The organism is Bdellovibrio sp. HM001 (genome assembly GCF_055397275.1).
This window is the reverse complement of sequence record NZ_AP029174.1, coordinates 2712455-2729960: the sequence shown is the minus strand read 5'-3', so window position 1 is coordinate 2729960 and position 17506 is coordinate 2712455. Positions and strand designations below refer to the sequence as shown.

14 protein-coding genes are annotated in these 17506 nt (G+C 51.1%); 4 read left to right on the top strand and 10 right to left on the bottom strand.

From position 1 onward, the window contains the following. Positions 1-45 precede the first annotated feature (45 nt). The gene (gene serA / locus ACZ5ZZ_RS12895; RefSeq protein ID WP_464131624.1) at positions 46-1251 is read left to right on the top strand and encodes a phosphoglycerate dehydrogenase; all 1206 of its coding nucleotides are present in this window, start codon (positions 46-48) and stop codon (positions 1249-1251) included. Here serA and ACZ5ZZ_RS12890 read toward each other — a convergent pair. From ACZ5ZZ_RS12890 to ACZ5ZZ_RS12870, 5 genes are all read right to left on the bottom strand, one after another. Then, entirely contained in the window at positions 1248-4031 is a 2784-nt protein-coding gene (locus tag ACZ5ZZ_RS12890; protein ID WP_464139780.1) for a fibronectin type III domain-containing protein, read from the bottom strand. The two genes, serA and ACZ5ZZ_RS12890, sit on opposite strands and share 4 nt — an antisense overlap. A 61-nt stretch (positions 4032-4092) precedes the next feature. After that, entirely contained in the window at positions 4093-5478 is a 1386-nt protein-coding gene (locus ACZ5ZZ_RS12885) for an FAD-binding oxidoreductase (protein ID WP_464131620.1), read from the bottom strand. Between the two features lie 12 nt (positions 5479-5490). Beyond that, positions 5491-5697, bottom strand: coding sequence for a YgaP family membrane protein (locus ACZ5ZZ_RS12880; protein ID WP_011165270.1), 207 nt, complete (start codon positions 5695-5697; stop codon positions 5491-5493). Between the two features lies 1 nt (position 5698). Then, a complete protein-coding gene (gene grxD, locus ACZ5ZZ_RS12875) occupies positions 5699-6004 on the bottom strand; it encodes a Grx4 family monothiol glutaredoxin (RefSeq protein ID WP_464120307.1) in 306 nt (101 codons plus the stop codon). Positions 6005-6019: 15 nt separating this feature from the next. Then, on the bottom strand, positions 6020-6250 hold the full coding sequence (locus ACZ5ZZ_RS12870) for a BolA/IbaG family iron-sulfur metabolism protein (RefSeq protein ID WP_464139778.1): 231 nt from the start codon (positions 6248-6250) through the stop codon (positions 6020-6022). Between the two features lie 90 nt (positions 6251-6340). Between ACZ5ZZ_RS12870 and ACZ5ZZ_RS12865 the strand changes: the two genes are divergently transcribed. After that, positions 6341-8275: an LTA synthase family protein gene (locus ACZ5ZZ_RS12865; protein ID WP_464139777.1), complete on the top strand. Its 1935-nt coding sequence runs from the start codon at positions 6341-6343 to the stop codon at positions 8273-8275. Positions 8276-8315: 40 nt separating this feature from the next. Here the strand turns inward: ACZ5ZZ_RS12865 and ACZ5ZZ_RS12860 are convergent, their stop codons facing one another. Then, positions 8316-8729 carry a CBS domain-containing protein gene (locus ACZ5ZZ_RS12860; RefSeq protein WP_464139775.1) on the bottom strand — a complete coding sequence of 138 codons (414 nt, stop codon included), beginning with the start codon at positions 8727-8729 and terminating at the stop codon, positions 8316-8318. A 125-nt stretch (positions 8730-8854) separates the two neighbouring features. Between ACZ5ZZ_RS12860 and ACZ5ZZ_RS12855 the strand changes: the two genes are divergently transcribed. Then, positions 8855-9463, top strand: a complete 609-nt coding sequence (locus tag ACZ5ZZ_RS12855; protein WP_464139773.1) for a DUF4337 domain-containing protein — start codon at positions 8855-8857, stop codon at positions 9461-9463. Here ACZ5ZZ_RS12855 and ACZ5ZZ_RS12850 read toward each other — a convergent pair. Both ACZ5ZZ_RS12850 and ACZ5ZZ_RS12845 read right to left on the bottom strand, forming a co-directional pair. Next, positions 9460-10146 (bottom strand): PilZ domain-containing protein, encoded by a 687-nt coding sequence (locus tag ACZ5ZZ_RS12850; RefSeq protein ID WP_464120312.1) that lies wholly within the window; start codon positions 10144-10146, stop codon positions 9460-9462. The genes ACZ5ZZ_RS12855 and ACZ5ZZ_RS12850 overlap by 4 nt on opposite strands. 1 nt (position 10147) lies before the next feature. After that, positions 10148-11290 (bottom strand): cyclic nucleotide-binding domain-containing protein, encoded by a 1143-nt coding sequence (locus ACZ5ZZ_RS12845; protein WP_464120313.1) that lies wholly within the window; start codon positions 11288-11290, stop codon positions 10148-10150. 132 nt (positions 11291-11422) lie between these two features. On the opposite strand from ACZ5ZZ_RS12845, the gene ACZ5ZZ_RS12840 reads away from it, so the two are divergent. Continuing rightward, positions 11423-11746: an HNH endonuclease gene (locus tag ACZ5ZZ_RS12840; protein WP_464120314.1), complete on the top strand. Its 324-nt coding sequence runs from the start codon at positions 11423-11425 to the stop codon at positions 11744-11746. A gap of 38 nt (positions 11747-11784) precedes the next feature. On the opposite strand, the gene ACZ5ZZ_RS12835 is transcribed toward ACZ5ZZ_RS12840, so the two are convergent. Both ACZ5ZZ_RS12835 and ACZ5ZZ_RS12830 read right to left on the bottom strand, forming a co-directional pair. Continuing rightward, complete coding sequence (locus ACZ5ZZ_RS12835) at positions 11785-12453, bottom strand: hypothetical protein (protein WP_464139771.1); 669 nt, start codon at positions 12451-12453, stop codon at positions 11785-11787. A gap of 93 nt (positions 12454-12546) precedes the next feature. Then, a complete protein-coding gene (locus ACZ5ZZ_RS12830; RefSeq protein WP_464139769.1) occupies positions 12547-17442 on the bottom strand; it encodes a hypothetical protein in 4896 nt (1631 codons plus the stop codon). Between the last annotated feature and the right edge of the window lie 64 nt (positions 17443-17506).

Here is a 17506-nt window from a genome sequence, read left to right as displayed (position 1 = left end):
GACGAAGATCGTGAATGGGAGTAGCATCATTGGTACGGAGGCCCGATGAGCGCTCAAAGAATTTTGTTGGTTGAAAATATTCATGCGGTGGCGAAACAAAGACTTGAAGAGGAAGGTTACAAGGTCGACCTGATCACGCATTCGCCTTCTGAGGAAGAGCTGATGCAGTTGCTTCCCAACTACGAAGTTGTGGGCATCCGATCCAAGACAGAGTTGACGGCCAAAGTCCTTGAGGCGAACAAACATCTGGTGACGATTGGTTGTTTCTGTATTGGCACAAACCAGGTGGATCTTCTGACCGCGCGTGAAAAGGGTGTGCCGGTTTTCAATGCTCCTCATTCAAACACACGATCTGTGGCGGAACTGGTGATTGCCGAAATGATATCTTTGTCCCGTCAACTGGGCGATCGCAATACTCAGGCTCACATGGGTGAATGGGTGAAGTCGGCTGTGGGGTCTCACGAAGTGCGGGGTAAAACCCTGGGCATCGTGGGTTACGGGCATATTGGAAGTCAGGTCAGCATTTTGGCCGAAGCCATGGGGCTAAAGGTTTTGTTCTATGATGTTTTAAAAAAGCTTCCTCTGGGAAATGCCACCATGATGTCCTCAATGGATGAGCTTTTGCGCTCTTCTGATTTCGTAACCCTGCATGTTCCGGAGACTCCGGAAACCAAGGACATGATCGGCGCACGCGAGTTGTCGCTGATGAAAAAGGGGAGCTTCCTGATTAATGCCAGCCGCGGAACGGTGGTGGTGATCGACGATCTAGTGAAGGCTCTTAAAGACAAACATCTTGCGGGCTGCGCGATTGATGTGTTCCCGGAAGAACCTTCTTCTAACAAGGAAAAATTCAAGTCGCCATTACAGGGAATGCCCAACGTGATACTGACTCCGCATATTGCGGGAAGTACGGAAGAGGCACAGTACGCCATCGGTTTGGAAGTGGCGGAAAGCTTCCGTCGTTATTTGAAAGTCGGGTCTTCTCCGGGGGCTGTGAATTTTCCGAATGTGGATTTGCCAGTAAAGCAGGGGACTTCGCGTATTTTGAATGTGCATAAGAATGAGCCAGGGGTCCTGGGGGAAATCAACGGATTGATCTCTAAGGCGGGGGCCAACATCGAAGGACAGTACCTGTCGACAGATGAAAAGATCGGATATCTTGTGATGGACGTGCATTCATCCCATGCACACACACTGGCGGCGGAGATCGAAAAGTTGTCTCGATCCATCCGCACGCGGGTGGTTTACTAGTTCTGAGAAGTCAGTGCCTTGATTTCCGCGCCACTGAGCTCTTGGTCAAAGATCAGGAGCTCTTTGAGAGAACCCTTGATCGGCAGGGTTGTTCCCGCTGAACCACCTGAGAATAGATAGGCCTCTGTATTTGTAGAGGGTACATATCCTGTCAAGGACCCAGAAACCTTTGCCGGAGTCGTTGTCGATGAGGTGATCAGATCTCTTTTGGGTGCACCGACTGTGTTCAGAATCAGGGCTTGTCCCGAGACACTTGTGTTTAAGGCAGAGCCCGTCGTGGTTTCCAAAGTGGAAGAGGTCGACGCCGATTTCACGGACCATACGCCTCCGGCCGTGCGACCGATTTCAAATCCTTCCAAGTTCGACGGATCTTTTTTGCCAAATGAAAGCAGAGCTGCCGCAGTGCTTTGTGCGGTGAAGGTGAAGTGAGTGTAAGCGGTCATGGCGGTGAGTGCCGGGAAATCGGGAAGGATCATGGCATCATCAATTCCATCTGCAGTAATACGCAAAATGCCCCCGGACAAGCTGACCGTTGGCTGGCGGTTTGGGTCGGGCTGATAGGCGTGTTTGCCTTCTGCACCCTGGTCGTACCAGGTGACCAAGCGCCCGGTCGTACCAGCAAAGGTTGTCAGGTAAGAATCCACCATTCCATTGGTATCAAAATAAATGTCAGTGGTGCTGTTGTCAGAAGTACGGCGTACTGTCAGTGCCGGGCCGGAATAGCTGCCATGTTTGCGCCACGAATAAATCCGTCGTGGCGTCGGCAAGGCCTGGAGACTGATGTTCACGGTGCGGATGGCCTGACCGTCGGTGGCGTTCAGTGAAATGCCAGTTTGTCCATAAACTCCGGGAGTGGAGGCGATTGCGATGGAGCAATTCAGCCCCGAACCGCCCAGTGTCAGACTGCTGTTGGGAATGACTCCGGTGTTGGAACTGGTGGCAGAGTTGCCACTGCAATCAATGGTGTCTTCGGGGTCCGGATCGGCAATAGTGAATTTTCTGGTGTATGTATCACCGAAAGTCACGGCGTTCACCGCCGTATTCACAGCCAGTGCCGGACCTTGCATGGTGATGTTGGGCTGATTGCTGGTGGGTGTTGTGCTGACGTTGGCCGCGGCGGTGCTGCTATAGGCGTTCACCGCTTCGACACGGAAGTAGTACAGCGTTCCGTTGGTCAGTCCTTCCACCACAAAGGGGGACGTTGCAGTTGTGGAGGCGACGGTCGTGGGTGTTGTCGTGGTCCCGTATTTCACGGTGAAAGAAGAGGCGCCACTGCCGCCTGACCAGGTCAGTGTGGCCTTTTTGTTTCCGGCGGAAGCGGCGACAGAGGTCGGCGCACTAGGGGCGCCGAGTGTGCAGGCGATATTACTTGTTTTCGGTCCGGTGCCAACAGCATTGATGGCTTCGATGGTGTAGTTGTAAGTGGAGCTGGAAAGACCCTCTTCCGAACAGGTGCGTGCAGAGATATTCTCGCAGATCACAACGTTGGTGGTGGGGTTGACCACGCGACGAACAGTGTACGTTATAGGCGGAGCCCCGCTGGCCGGAGGCATCCAGTTCAGTGTGCACTTGCCGATTTCGTTCACCACCACTGTTGGACTCAAAGGGACTGAGGGGGGGACGTCCGGGGTCGCGCTCAATGAGTTGGAAGCTGTTTTGCTTCCCACCGCATTCGTGGCAATCACAGAGAAGTAATAAGGCACGGTGTTCGTCAAAGCTCCGACGACATGAGGTGAATTGGCACTCGTGGAGGCCGTGGAGGTGAAGTTGCCCGGACTGGTGCCATATTTAACCGTGTAAGCCGTGGCCAAAGAGCTGTTTTCCCAGGTGAGTGTGACCTGACCGTTGCCAGGGGTTGCCGTCAGCAGTTGGAAATCGCCGGGTGTTCCGACGGCGCAGGACACACTGCTGCTCAAAGGACTTGTGCCTGAAGTGTTGGTGGCTTCAACGGTGTAAGTGTGGATTGCATTTGAAATACCGGTGTCCAGACAAGTCAAAGTCGGAACGTTAGAGCAGGCCACAACGCTTGGATTGCCCCCAGTGGTTCTGCGAACGGTGTACAAGAAAGGAGCGGTGCCTGTGGCCGGAGCTTGCCATGTCAGGTTGCACTCTCCGGTGCCGGGCGTGGCCACAAGATTTTGTGGGGCGCTGGGTGGCGGACTGGGGGTGGCGCTTAAAGAGTTTGTTGCCAACGTCGAGCCGACGGAGTTTTTGGCAGTCACAGAGAAGTAGTAGGTGGTGTTGTTGCTCAGAGAGGAAATCAGTTTGTTGGTGGTCAGGGCCGTGCCTGCAGAAGTGGTGAAGTTTCCGGGGCTGGTGCCGTAAGCAACCGTGTAACTGGAGGCCTCCGGGCTGGCTTCCCAGCTTAGCAGAACCTGACCGTCACCGGCGACGGCCGTAAGCAGGTTAAAGTCTCCGGGGGCTCCCATGAACGGAAAACTTTTTTCGGAAGAGGAATCCACGCTGCCCAGAGAGTTTGTAGCACTGACTCGGAAGTAGTAGGTGGTCTTGGGCGTCAAGCCTTCGATGATAGCAGGGGACTTGGAAACCGTGAGGCTGTTGGTGTAGGTGTTCGACGTGGTCCCGTATTTCACTTCATAGGAATTAGCGCCCTTGGAAGTTGTCCAAGAGACCAAAAGCTTTTGATCCACACGCTGAAGAGAGGCCAGATCGAATTCCCCGGGCGCTTCTGTCGAAGGCTGCTCCAGCGGGTTTTGATCGCCTAAAGGTTTAGTACAGGAAACACACAATAAAAATAGAAATAGAATGAATATACGCACTGTACTTTCCAGTCTAACAGAAGACTGGAAAGCGGCAATGGTCGCAGGTCTTAGGTGAGGTCTAGATCACTTTACCCGGGTTGATGATATTGTCAGGATCAAAGACTTTCTTAATCCCGCGCATAAGCTCAATTTCAGCTTCAGAGCGCGTATAATTCAGGAAGGATCTTTTGGTCAGACCCACGCCGTGTTCGGCGGAGATCGAGCCCTTGTACTTTTGAACCGCCTCGAAGACCAGAACATCGACTTTGCGGCACTCTTTCACGAACTCTTCTTTGCTCATGCCTTCAGGACGCAGGATATTGATGTGCAGATTGCCGTCGCCAATGTGGCCGAACCAGACCACTTCCCAGGTCGGGTACGCCGCGGACAGGACCTGGTCCAGGTCTTCCATGAATGGCGGCACTTTAGAGATCGCCACGGCAATGTCGTTTTTGTAAGGGGAGTACTTGGCCAGACATTCGGAAATGTCTTCGCGATATCTCCAGAAAGTTTTGGCTTGAACGTCGGATTGGGAAATCACGCCATCCAATACCCAGCCCTCTTCCAAAGACTTTTCAAACACGCTCAGCGCCTGTTCTTCATCGGCTTCATTGCGAGTTTCAACTTCGGCCAGAACATAGAACGGACATTCGGTCGCCAGCGGAGCGCTAAGCCCTGTGCCTTCCAAAACTTTGCGAAGGGCTTTGTCTGAAAACATCTCAAACGCCACCAGGGACGTTTTGGTTTTGAATTCCGCAAAGATCTTCATCACGGCATCCAAACCACTGACACCCATCACTAGAACTTTCATGGGCGGAGGCGCCGCAGCCAGCTTGATGGTGGCTTCAGTGATGAAGCCCAAGGTTCCTTCCGAGCCAATGAACAGATGGCGCAGATCATAGCCGGTCGCATTTTTCACAAGAGCATTGTTCAGATCCAGCACATCACCTGTGCCTGTGACCACTTTCAGGCCCACCACCCAGTCGCGAGTCAGGCCGTAGCGAACGACCTTGATGCCGCCGGCGTTAGTGGCGATATTACCACCCATTTGTGAAGATCCACGGGCTGCAAAGTCCACGGGATAGAAAAGATTTTTAGAGAGTGCGAACTCCTGCAAAGCTTCTGTGACAACACCCGGATCAATCACCACGGTCTGATCGACGGGATTGAATTCCTTGATTTTGTTCATTTGATCAAAGGACACAACGACTTCACCTTGCGTGGCCACTGCCGCGCCAGAAAGTCCGGTGCGACCTCCGGATGGGATCAGGGCCATTTTGTTTTTACGGGCCCAGTGAACCAGTTTAACGACGTCTTCGGTGGAGTGTGGAAAAACGATGGCAGAAGATTTGATATCAAAATAGGTTGTCCAGTCCTTGCCCCAGTACTTCAGACTCTCTTCGTCGGTTTTGATTTGGTCTTTCTTCAAGAGGCTTTCAAGTTCGAGGAGAGCGCTGGTGGACATGATGACAACATCCTATTCTTCGTTGATCGGTCGGTGGTAATCTTTCAGAGTTCTGATTCTAAAGAAAGCATAGACGGGACACAAGCCCCAAGCTGCGGTGATGAGGCCATAGACCCCGATATACGCCCAGAAAGGACCGCCGGCCACGGCGTAGGCAGTTAAACCCACGCCGAATAAAAACCTTAGAATGCGGTCCCACAGGGCGACGTTGCATCTCATATTACTTCAAAAGTTCCTGAAGTTCGCCGGACTGGTACATTTCCATCATGATGTCGCTGCCACCAACCAGTTGAGAGTTGATGTAAAGCTGTGGAATTGTCGGCCAGTTGCCGTATTCTTTGATGCCCTGACGGATTTCATCGTCATCCAACACGTTCACATCGTGGAACTGCACACCCATGTCCTGAAGGATCGCGCAAGCACGAGCGGAAAAGCCGCACATAGGGAACTGCTGAGTTCCTTTCATGAACAATACGATTTTATTACCTTTAACAATCTGATCAATTCTTTCGTGAGTTGTAGCCATTTTTACGGGTCCTTTTTATGATTTAATCTTAGTCTTGATTGACAGGGCGTGAACCTCACCGGTCTTCAATTCTGGACCAAAGCAAGCCATCACGTTTTGGTGCTGCTGGATGCGAGTCATCCCCGCAAACACAGTGCTTTCCACAAATACTTCCCAGTGATCCTGAGTGCCCGTCAGATCGAAAACTTCGATGGTGGCACCTGGATAATGCTTCTCTAAACGTTCTTTCATTTGTTCTGCTGTCATAGATGGGGAAACTAGCAGAGCAGGCCCTCTCGGTAAAGGGGGAGGTGCTGATAGATTGAATGATGCAATCCGTCAGTGTAGTATATCCCCATGTTTGGACCGTCCCATCGAATTATTAAGATCTTCTCTCTGGTTTTAGTGGCCGTGCTGTTCTATTTCCTGGCACGGGTCGAGTTCCTGATTTGGAACTGGAGTCTATTTAAAAACAAACCGGGGCAGGATCTGTTGTGGTCTTTCATCGTGGGGTTGCGCTTTGATGTGGTGGCCACGCTGACTTTGGCGGCGCCGCTGGTGCTGCTGTCTCTGATTCCATGGCCGCAAAGCTGGAATCGTCTGTGGCAGCATTTTACTTGGATCTCTTTTAGTGCTTTGCAGGTGCCGCTCCTGATCCTTAATTTGGTGGATACGGAATTTATCAATTTTGTTGGGCGTCGTTTCACTTATGACAGCCTTTTTTTGATGAATGAGCTTTCCGGAAAGTTGTGGAACTTTGTCAGCAGTTATTGGCTGCTGTTTCTGGTGAACACATTGCTGGTGGTGTTGTTTGTACTGGTGGTGCGACGGGTGGCTCTGGCGGAATCCCCAGTCGTTTGGACGGCACCCAAAAGCTCGGGAAAGCTTAAGCTTTGGGGGGCTCACGTATTTTTAAGTTTTGTGGCTCTGGTGCTGAGCGTGATCGGCATCCGCGGCGGTTTGCAGGCCAAGCCCATTAACTTTGTAAATGCCAATGTCTTCACCGCTCCGCTCTTGAACAATCTGGTTTTGAACTCGACTTTCACCTTCATAAAAAGTTACGGCGCTGAAGGCCTGAGCAAACAGAAGTACTTCAACGACAAAAACCAAATGCTGTCGTTATTAAATGGTTCTTTGCGTGGCTCCCTGTTGGAGGGAAGGCGGGCACAAAAGCCTCAGAATATCGTTGTGATTATCCTGGAAAGCTTCGGGGAAGAATACCTGGGGCCGGTCGACGGTGGGAAGTCCTACACACCTTTTTTGGATTCATTGAAAAGTAAATCTTTGAGCTTTGAAAACGCCTATGCCAACGGGCGCCGTTCCATCGAAGGGATCGGAGCCATCATGGGCGGTATTCCGGCATTGATGAATGAGCCTTTTATTTCATCGCATTTTACCGCCAACTATTTCCTGGGTCTGGGAACTTTATTGGCCCCGCATAAGTTTTCTTCGAGCTTCTTCCATGGCGGGCATAACGGAACCATGTATTTTGATAGCTTCATGCAAAGTGCCGGGGTGGAAAAGTATTTTGGTGCCCGTGAATACGGCAACACCGCAGACGATGACGGCGTGTGGGGGATTTGGGATGAGCCATTCCTGCAATGGATGTTGACCCAGGTGGATGAAATGCCTCAGCCGTTTATGACCTCGGTCTTTACTTTGAGCTCCCATCAGCCCTTCAAAGTGCCGGCACAGTATTCAGAGCGCTTTGTGGAAGGCCCGTTGCCTATTCTGAAAGCTGTGGAATACACGGACTACGCCCTGCAAAGATTCTTTGAGGAAGCGGCCAAGAAGCCGTGGTTCAAGGATACATTGTTCATTATCACGGCGGACCATACCTCCATGCACTATCGCCCTGAATATCAGAACGAGCAGGGGAACTACCGCATTCCGTTGATGTTGTATCATCCGTCCTTTAAGTTCCCCCAAGTGGATACGCAGATGGTGGTGCAGCAGATTGATATTCTGCCGACGGTTTTGGACTTCCTGGGGATTTCGGATAAGGATCAGAACTATCTGGGTAGCTCTGTTTTTGTTCCAGGGGACAAGATTGCCGTGAACTTTATTGATGGACGTTACATCCTGTTTGCCAGGGACTATTCAGTGATCTGGTCACCAGGGCATGGCGAGCCTCAGATGTTTGCCATTACCGACCGGGCCCACGAAAAGGATTTGTCAGCTTCTCTGACCGAGGCCTCTCGTCGGGATCTGTTGGTACAAAGACTGAAGGCCACGATTCAGTACTTCAACGAAGGTATGTGGGACAATAAGCTTTATTATCCCTCCAAGTAAAGATAACAAGAGGCCCGTGGGGCGAGCCTCTTGCGACAGGTCAGTGAGATACATTAGATAAAATGTTCTGAGTAAGCTCCTGGTCGCGGGATTTGTTGGCGATATCACCCAGGCTGAGCATGCCGACCAGACGTTTTTCGCGATTTATCACCGGCATTCTGCGAACTTTGTTTGAACCCATCAGACGTCCAACCTGCTCCAGGTCATCGTCTTCATAGCAGAAGTCGATACCGCTGCTCATGCATTCGCTGACCTTTGTGTTGTTCGGATCCAGTCCCTTCGCGACCAGGCGAATGGTGATATCGCGATCCGTGATCATTCCTATCATCTTGTCGTTTTCTTCAACGGGCAGGCAGCCGTAATCTCCGCGAGCCATCATCTGCGCGGCCTCACGTACGGTATGGTCTCGATTGATGACATCTGCTTTTTTATGCATGATCTCTTTTACTTTCATGGGGACTCCTTTTTTTTGTGCCTATAGGATATTTGTTTTGAGAAAATAAGATCTTTGTATTTTTCCGATTTTCATGTGGGAGCACAGTTGACTGACAAAATCGAAATGATTATAAAATCTGTCGCATGTCAGAAGATAGAAATTCCAGCTTTGAAGTTCGTTGTGGTGTCGTGATTGCTATTTTTGCCGCGATCATGGCCGTGAGTGACCTGGTAGCCGGCAAATACGGTGATGACGAAATCATCGGGACCAATGAAAAGGCTGCCGCCTACATGTGGTATCAATCTAAAAGTATCAAGGAAACTTTGGTGGAAGGGGAAAAGTCCCTGCTTGAAAGTTTGAAGCAGGCTGGGGCCATTCAACCCAAGGCCGAGGTGGCTGTGAATGGGCATATTGCCAATTTGCAGAAACGCATCCTGCGCTACAAAAAAGAAAAGAATGAAATTCTCAAGGGCTCCGAGGTGGTCGGACCGGAAAACTGGGTGCAGGATCTGGATGGAAAGTTAGGGCAGGTTGTTGGCGCTCAGCAGATGGAACAGCAGCTGGCGGTTCTGGCCACGGCAGGGGATCGCTTTGATATGTCCAGTTTGTTCTTTCAACTGTGTCTTGTCCTGGGTGCGATGAGTTTGGTGCTGAAAAAAGAAAACCTGCAACAGGTGTTCTTTACAGGCATGTGTGTGCTTGGTTTTATTGGCACCGGGATTTCCCTTTGGGCTTATCTGGGTGTGGCTTAAGCCGCTTTGCGGAAGTAAAGCTCGCGCTGTAAATCTGTCAAAGAACTGACGATATGGTCTTCGCTGGCGTTGGCCAGGTGGTTGAACTCCACTCCCAGCGTCAGGAATTCGTCATCTTTGATGCGAATGTTTTTAATAAGCCCCTGAACAAGTATGGGCTCTCGATCCCCGAGGAAGATTTCGGCCTGCACCATGTCTTCAAGATTCAAGCTGGCCGCCGTCTGAGATATTTCAATCGCGCAGCCTTCCGTGGAAAGATCCAGCAGTCGACAGGCGTGGGAACAAACGACCTGATTCAAATAGGTGATCACGAACTCAGCCGAATAGTCTGAAGGGATCATATAGCGATAGTTTTTGCGCCTTTGTAAATGAAACAGATTCAGAACGGTCAAAGTGATGTTATGTTCATTCACCACCGGATGGGTTTCGAACAGGTACTTTTCACCTTTAAGCGAGAAGCTCGCTGTGAAGGTCACCGATTCGTCGGTGTTCATCGCTGTGGACTCCGGGGGATGACACTTGATTTGCAGTTTATCGTTGGTGCCCATCGGTTTTAGCACGATGATGCGGTCATACTTGTCGCGCAGGCTGATCAGCTCCTGAGAATTCAAGAGCTGCTGTAAAAGCTCGTGCTTTCTGGATTCGTTGTTAATAGCTTTGAAAATGACCAATGCTTCGCTCATTTTAGGCCGCCGCTGTCATCTTGTGGCCGCATTCGTGGCAGAACTTGGCGCCAGCCTGAACGTCCGCGCTGCATGCAGGGCAGGAAGGTCCGCTGGATTTTTTCTTGGGTTTTTCTTCTTTTTCGTCCATGTCGACGAAGCCTTTTTCGTTCCACTTTTCAATTTCACGCAGCATCTTCCAGCTCTGCAGGATCGAGCGGAACTCTTTGGTTTCGAACTGTAACTGAACTCCGGTGCCGCCGTTTTTGCGTTTCATGAAGACACCTTTGCCTTCAAGACGGTTGAAGTGGTCGTTGTTCAGATTAATTCCGATTTCCTCTTTGCAGTATTCGCTGAATTTGGCAAAGTCCACGCCGACAATGCCGAAGCGATCCGGCTGTTCGTTTTCTGACATTTTCAGGATGGCGGTCAGCATTTGCATGCACAGTTCGTCCACTTTCAAAAGATCCGAACGGCCGCCTTTGAAATAATAGTATTGATAGAATTCAAAGAAGCTTTCCACCAAAGATAGATCCAGGAAGTGAACTTTCTGAATTTCATCCGGTCCGTCGGGATTGGTGGGATCTTTGCCCATTTCATACAAAGCAAGCTTCAGTTTCACCAGGATATTGATAGCCTGCTCCAGACGTTTGGGGGATTCACCCATCACACGCTGGGAATACTGCTTCATCATGTTCCAGTCGACAATCACGCGACCGGGTTGAGATCGATCCCCTTTGTGGTTGGCTGTGTGGAAGACAGAACCGTAAACCTTGGCCACTTGATCTTCCGGGCAGGGGGAGGAGTCTTTTTCAAGTTTGTTGGAGCGAACATCATTCACCGCCAGGCGCAGACGGTCAGTCAGGGATTTGATGATCATTTTCAGGGTTGGAGGCGCACTTTCATAATGTTGTTTCAAAGTTTCAACCGGGATTTCCAGAACTTTGGTTTCAGTGGTGGCAACGGCGGCGGTGGGATGTGTGCTTTGCCCCAGAATCACCTGTTCGCCCAGAATGTGGGACGATCCAAGTTGAAAAAGGTCGATGGTTTTCTTTCCGCGGATCAGGCACTGGTTTGCACCACCGGATTGGATCAAATAAACGGCTGTAATTTTATCACCGTCTTTATAGATCACTTCGCCTTTTTTAAAGGTTTTTACTGACATAGAATCCCACTCCTTCAATAGTCACAGGGTTTTATCGGCTAAAAGAGGCCTGAATTTGAGCTCTTCCAGGGCACGGCCTCGTCCAGTTTTCCGGGTCTTGCGGGGGGGCTGGACTTAAGCTATAACGACTCTATGGATTATTTCTTTTCAGCCGCTCCACCCGAGCATCAAAAACGCGAAAAAGCCAAGGCCCGCGAGCTTCGTCAAAGCCAGTGGTGGAAGCAGGAGCTGGGAAAAGGTCTGTGCTATCATTGCGGTGAGCGCTTTAAACCAGCCGATCTCACAATGGACCACTTAATCCCCATTGCCCGTGGTGGAAAATCCAATAAGAACAACTGCGTGCCGTCCTGCAAGGATTGCAACAGTAAAAAAGGTTATAAAACCCGCGCAGAAATGGCGCTGGAAGAACTCAAAAGTTCCCAGGCACCCGCTGAAGAAACCCCAGAGGATGAATAACAAAAAACCCGGTGTCCCCGGGTTTTTTTGCTATGGGATCAGCGCACTGCCATCTCCGGCAGACGGCTGGTCTCAACGGCCATAATATAGGTGTCTTCTTTATTGGTGGAAAACAGGGGGCTTAGCCACCAGATCTTGGTCAAAATTTCCATGCGCTCCAAAGATCCGGTTTCGCGAATGATGTGTTCGGGAGCATGCACTTCGATGGTGCGCAAAGGGGAGTGTGCATAAAAAAGTCCCAGGTCTTTATCCAGTTGCTCTTGATCTTCAGGGCTGCGTTCGTACAGGTGATACCATTTGCGGCAGTAAATGTCTTCGAGGGAATAAGTGCACACTTCAAAGTAAGGAAGGCTTCGAAAGATCTGGGTGTGATTTGTGTTGTAGATTTCGACCAGATGATCTGGGCGTAAAAGATCCATCACCTTTGGATCGGCTCTTTTATTCAGGCGGGACATCGCACGTTCGGTGAACTTACGGGTGTCCTTGAGGGAGTCGCCCTGATGCTTCATATCCATGCAGATTTGATAGTAGATCAGCAGATCTTTAAGGACCTGTTCTTGTTCTTCGGTGGATAGAAGATTGAAATAAGGCAGTGTCGGGTGGGTGTAGGGGCGCACTACCAGGCCCTCGTCTTCGATGGCCTGGCTGATATTTTCGCTAAAAATTTTAAATCGCGCCTGCCGACTCAGGCTTAAAGCTGATTCCATAGTTTCTTATGCACTACGAAGTACCGTTTGCCAAGTTACATGCGGAAATTTCGCAGGATCTGTTCGGTAAATTGAATTCTTCTTGAATGAGCCCTATTTCACCCAACGCACATTGTAGTGATCGCCGTCGGAAATATAGAAACCTTCTGGAGTAAAGATCGGCTGAATAGGTTTGTAGAACAAGACGTCATTGAGTGGTCCATCGCCGTGTCCGATGAAAAGGGGATTTCCCAACCAGGTGGTCACTTCATTGTTGGCTGGATTGTAGCGACGTATGGAGTTTGTTCCCCGTTCTGTGAAGTAAACGTATTTACCATCGGTTGTGAGTCCCGTGGAAGTGTGCATGCGGGCAGCGGCACCAATGCCATCGGCGTACCCGACAAGACCATCCGTTCCAGCGACCGTCGTAACAGAGGCGTTGCGTGGATCAGTAATGTCGATTTTTCTTAAGACGCCTCTATCGGTGTCGGTGACATAGAGATCATCTCCCACGGCTGTTAAAGCATAGGGCCAACCCATACGACCTGTGGTTTTGTCGCCGTCGACAACAGTGTTGTCGCCTGCAACCCCCATCACTGTGAAAATTTCCTCAGTATTAAGATCCAGGGCCCGCACTAGGCCCGTGGTTCTTTGTACAAAGAACAGGTAATGGTCCTTGTGGACCAGGCCATAAGGTTGATTCATGCGGGCGGTTGCTAAAGGGCCGTCGTTGGTTCCGGATTCTCCTGCGACCCCGGCGACAGTTGTCACTTGTCCTGTCGTCATATCAATTTTACGAATGATATGAATGTCATAGTCAGCCACATAGAGCGCCCCATTATAGTGGCTGATAAAGTGAGAAGAGAAGAATCGAGCGCTTAAGCGAGGACCGTCAATATAGCCCGGGGCACCGGCTTTTCCGGCATACAGACTGACAACTCCATCCTTGTCGACCTTGTAGATGGCGGTGTCATAGAAAGAAACCACGTACAAGTCATCGCCCACCTTGACCTGATTGGTGCCACGAAGAGCGGTCGGGGCGCGCTCAATCGAGCCATCAGAGTCGGAACGAACGATCTCGCGGACCAGTCCTTGACCCACGATAAACTCCACCTCTTCTGAGATCAGACTGACCCGGGCGATAGAATGCTGATTTTGCATTGTGACGTAGGCATTGTCCCCGATGATGGCGACATCGGCCAAGGGAGCAGAAAGTGCATATAAAGATCTGCGTTTGGCCGGAGTCGTAGGGGCCATGTCTTTGTTAATGATGGACGTGACTTCGGCCGAATTATCCAGATCAATCTTGCGCAAACGTCCTGCGGACTCGGCAACATACAGGATGTTGCCGACTGCTTTGATTCCATACAAGGAGTCAAAGCGGGCAGCAGTGCCGATACCATCGGTGTTGCCTGTTGCAGCCAGGCTTCCCGCAAGGGTGGTGACATCTCCCGCCAGGGTAATTTTGCGTACAGCTCGGGTGTCGTTTAGATAAAGACCTTGATGTGCGCCATTGGCGATGCAGGCAATGCCCAAAGGTTCGGTGAATTTTGCTCCCGCGCCACTGCCGTCCTGATAACCGGAGCTGGAACCGGCGATAAAGACCGTGGCCGGATTGGTGACGGGGTTATTGATGTCTCCCACGTCCAGGCGGCGTATACGGACGTTATCGTTATCCACGACGTAAAGCGAATTTCCGATGGAACAAAGGCCGGTCATGCCATTGAAGCGGGCTACGTCCCCCGGATTGGTGGCTTCCAAGTATCCGGGAACCATCGGATCGCCGGCGACTGTGCGGGTGTTGCCTGAGTTGTCGGTAAAGCGAATCACGTGGCTTGCCCGGTCGATACTGTAAATGCCTCCGGTAACTCGCTCCAAACCCCAGACATTTGTATGTCGGGCATTGCCGCCGTTGCCGTCCACGTGACCGCCAAAGGCACTATGACCGCTGACGGTGGAAAGTGTTTTGGCCGTCAGATCGATTTTTTTTACGGCATTGTTGGCAGCGACATAAATGTGGGTCCCGTCTGTGGTAAGAAAACGCGGTGTCGATATTTTGGCGTGATTGCCGACCTTATGCTCTGTCAGCGCTGGAGGGGCTCCCAGATACTCAGACAGCTCGTAAGTTGTCAGATTCAATTTCATAATCTGATTGGCAAAAGGACTGGTGACGAACATGTCGTTTCCGTCAATCAGTGTGAAGGTGGGGGAGTAAAGCATGCTGACGGCGGGTAAACCCATTTTGCTGCCGGCCACACCTGCTTGTCCTGCCACCACTGCCGAACTTCCGACATAGGCCAGAGGATTGGTGGGGTCATAGGGGATTTCGACGATGATGTGCGAATACTCATCCGTCACAAAAAGACTGTTGCGAGGTCCCGCATTCAGGGCGCGCACACTGTAGGCGGCACGGAACATGGTGTTTGGTGCAGGCCCTACCGAGTTGGTGTCACGCACGGCTGAGGTTCCAGAGAATGTTTTTAAGTTAAACGGTGGCGTCAGCGAGGTGTAACTTAGAACACCGTTGGTGTGTTGAGCAATCCACAGATTTTCCTGGCTGTCGATATCGATACCCACGTTGTTGATGCGATTGGTGCCAAGGTCCCCCGCGATATTCCCGGAAGATCCGCAGTATCCGGCCACGGTGGAAACCGTGTCGTTCATATCAAAGCGGCGGACGCAGTAATTGCTAGTATCGGAAATGTAAAGATAGCCGTTGTGATACTTTAGATCCGTCGGGTTACGGAAACGTGAGCCCGCCTTGGTCTGATCAGCATTGGCTGCGGGTGTTCCCAGGGTGCCACAGGCTCCCAGAAAAACTTCTACTTCTTTTGAAAGAGGGCTTGGGTTGTATCGCAAAATACAGTGGCGCGAATAATCCGAAGCATAGACATAGGTGCCATCGGTGGTCACGCTGGAAGAAAGTCCCAGCGATACATTTCGGCCAATTCCCTGATAGGCCGTTGTATAGGAAGATCCCACCAAAGTTGTCACCGTTGGCAGCGCCGGAGCACTGATATCCACGGCGCGCAGATAAGCACGATCTGCCACATAAAGGGTGTTCCCAACCTTGGTCAATGAATTCGGGCCCCAGAAGCGGGCGGCAGTTCCGATTCCATCCGTTACTCCAATCGTTGGAGAAGTGCCGATCACGGTCGTGACTTCTGTCAAGATCTGGAAGGCAGGGGAAGTGACGGTGGAAACATTGCCCTGCACATCCGTGATGCGAACCCGCATTTTGGCCTGGCGTTGAGATCCGCCACTAAAGTTATAGATGTAGTTTGGCGTGGCAGAGGTAAAGCTTTGAACCGATGTGCTGGAATCAGAGTCGTTCACAAAAAGAAGTTCCCAGGAAGCCACTTCGCTATCCAGCGCCAAGGAATTGAAATTGAAGTTGATGCTGTCAAGATCCCGACGATAAGCCGGATCAATGAAGCTGAAGTCATATGTTTTTGCCGCAAGCTGATTGCGGGTGAAGGTTCGAGTCAAAGTCGTGACATTGCCCGCGTCATCACTTTGACTGACAGTGATCGTTTTGTTGCCAAATCCGGCACTGAACGTCACTTTTGCAGACCAGTTCCCGGCGCTGCAGGTTGCGGAGGGAGAGCCTGTGACATCGCCGGTGATGGTCAGGGTGGCCATGTCTCCGCTGGCGGCTCCACAGGCTCCACTCAGAGTCAGACCGTTGATTCCGTTACTGCCATCGGCCGGGCTGGTCCAGGTTAAGGCCGGGGCCCCGTTGTCGATGGTGTAGGGAAGACTGATAGTTGTCTTGGAACGGCCCACGATATCCAGTGCGCTGACTGCAAATTCAACATTGGAGGAATTTATGTTCGCTGGAACCGACCAGTTCAAAGATCCCGTGGAGGGATGGTTGGCTGTGCCATTCAGTGTTATCCAGGATCCGCCATCGACACGGTAAACGGCAGTGACCGGATCCGTGCCGAGATTGGCGTCAGTTGCCAGCCAACTGAGGGTTAGGACGTCGCCTCCCTTCAGGGTGTCCGTGTTCGGAGAGCTTAAAGTCAGACTGATCAATGGGTCCAAGCTGTCAATCAGATGAGAAACCGGCGAAATCACCTCGGATGAGTTGCCAAGTATATCTTGAGCCACGATCCGGATGCGCAGTTGATTTGAATTCAAAGCCCCGGTGGTCCAAGAATAGGGCGACGTGTTTTGATTGTTCGCGATGCTCACCCAAGAAACCCCATCGTCCAGCGAATAGGAAAGAGCCACCGGATTTGCATGAGGATGAGCGTCAGTGTATGTCCAGGAAATATTCTGCGTGCTGCCACCGTTAATATTCAAAGATGAAAGAAAACTGGTCAGTGTGAGCGCGGGACCTGTGCGGTCCCGTGTCTTGTTGTAGGTTGTGACCGTCGGATTGATGTTTCCGACTTCATCTGCGAACCACAGATGGAATGGGTAGACTTTGTCTGTATCCATTGCGGCGGCCAAAGCTTCTGTTGCCGTTGAACAAGTAACCCAGGACCTGTCAAAAGCCGGAACCGTGGCGGACTCTGTGATTTTCACAAAGCGCACATCACTGCAGTCGGCGATAGTGAAAAGGGCCATCGTGTTGCGAGTTAACGCTGAAGAGTGGTCCGTGATCCCGGGAATGGCAGGAGGAGTGGAGTCAATCTCGAGATTGTTTTCCACCTGCAGTGAGCTGCCGGATTCGTTCTCCAGAACAGCACGCAGGCCTGCCTGAGGATAGTCTCCGGCGGGGACGGACCAGGTGTAGTTGTAAACTCCGCGAGGCAGTTCAGTCAGAAGACTCCAGGTACTTCCGTCCAATGTGTAATAGATTTTGGCTTTTGAATAATTGTTGCCGGAAACTTGCAGCTGGATAGGGAAGTCTTCGCCACCCTTAATTTTGCTGCCCACCTCCATGGCGACAGAAGGAATGCTGACATCCTCTAGGTTGGCTGTAAGATTACAGCCGACCAGTAGGAAGGGGAATCCAAAAATGAGACATTTAAATGCCAAACAAGCACGTCCAATAAGCATCAATGTCTTATCGGTTCTTTGATGAAAAACCTAAGCCATCCAATATAAAAGTGAGTAATCTAGT

Bases quoted from the DNA above. Each gene is read 5' to 3' on its own strand.
- serA (WP_464131624.1), top strand. From the start codon at position 46: ATGAGCGCTCAAAGAATTTTGTTGGTTGAAAATATTCATGCGGTGGCG.
- ACZ5ZZ_RS12885 (WP_464131620.1), bottom strand. From the start codon at position 5,478: ATGTCCACCAGCGCTCTCCTCGAACTTGAAAGCCTCTTGAAGAAAGAC.
- ACZ5ZZ_RS12880 (WP_011165270.1), bottom strand. From the start codon at position 5,697: ATGAGATGCAACGTCGCCCTGTGGGACCGCATTCTAAGGTTTTTATTC.
- grxD (WP_464120307.1), bottom strand. From the start codon at position 6,004: ATGGCTACAACTCACGAAAGAATTGATCAGATTGTTAAAGGTAATAAA.
- ACZ5ZZ_RS12870 (WP_464139778.1), bottom strand. From the start codon at position 6,250: ATGACAGCAGAACAAATGAAAGAACGTTTAGAGAAGCATTATCCAGGT.
- ACZ5ZZ_RS12865 (WP_464139777.1), top strand. From the start codon at position 6,341: ATGTTTGGACCGTCCCATCGAATTATTAAGATCTTCTCTCTGGTTTTA.
- ACZ5ZZ_RS12860 (WP_464139775.1), bottom strand. From the start codon at position 8,729: ATGAAAGTAAAAGAGATCATGCATAAAAAAGCAGATGTCATCAATCGA.
- ACZ5ZZ_RS12855 (WP_464139773.1), top strand. From the start codon at position 8,855: ATGTCAGAAGATAGAAATTCCAGCTTTGAAGTTCGTTGTGGTGTCGTG.
- ACZ5ZZ_RS12850 (WP_464120312.1), bottom strand. From the start codon at position 10,146: ATGAGCGAAGCATTGGTCATTTTCAAAGCTATTAACAACGAATCCAGA.
- ACZ5ZZ_RS12845 (WP_464120313.1), bottom strand. From the start codon at position 11,290: ATGTCAGTAAAAACCTTTAAAAAAGGCGAAGTGATCTATAAAGACGGT.
- ACZ5ZZ_RS12840 (WP_464120314.1), top strand. From the start codon at position 11,423: ATGGATTATTTCTTTTCAGCCGCTCCACCCGAGCATCAAAAACGCGAA.
- ACZ5ZZ_RS12835 (WP_464139771.1), bottom strand. From the start codon at position 12,453: ATGGAATCAGCTTTAAGCCTGAGTCGGCAGGCGCGATTTAAAATTTTT.
- ACZ5ZZ_RS12830 (WP_464139769.1), bottom strand. From the start codon at position 17,442: ATGCTTATTGGACGTGCTTGTTTGGCATTTAAATGTCTCATTTTTGGA.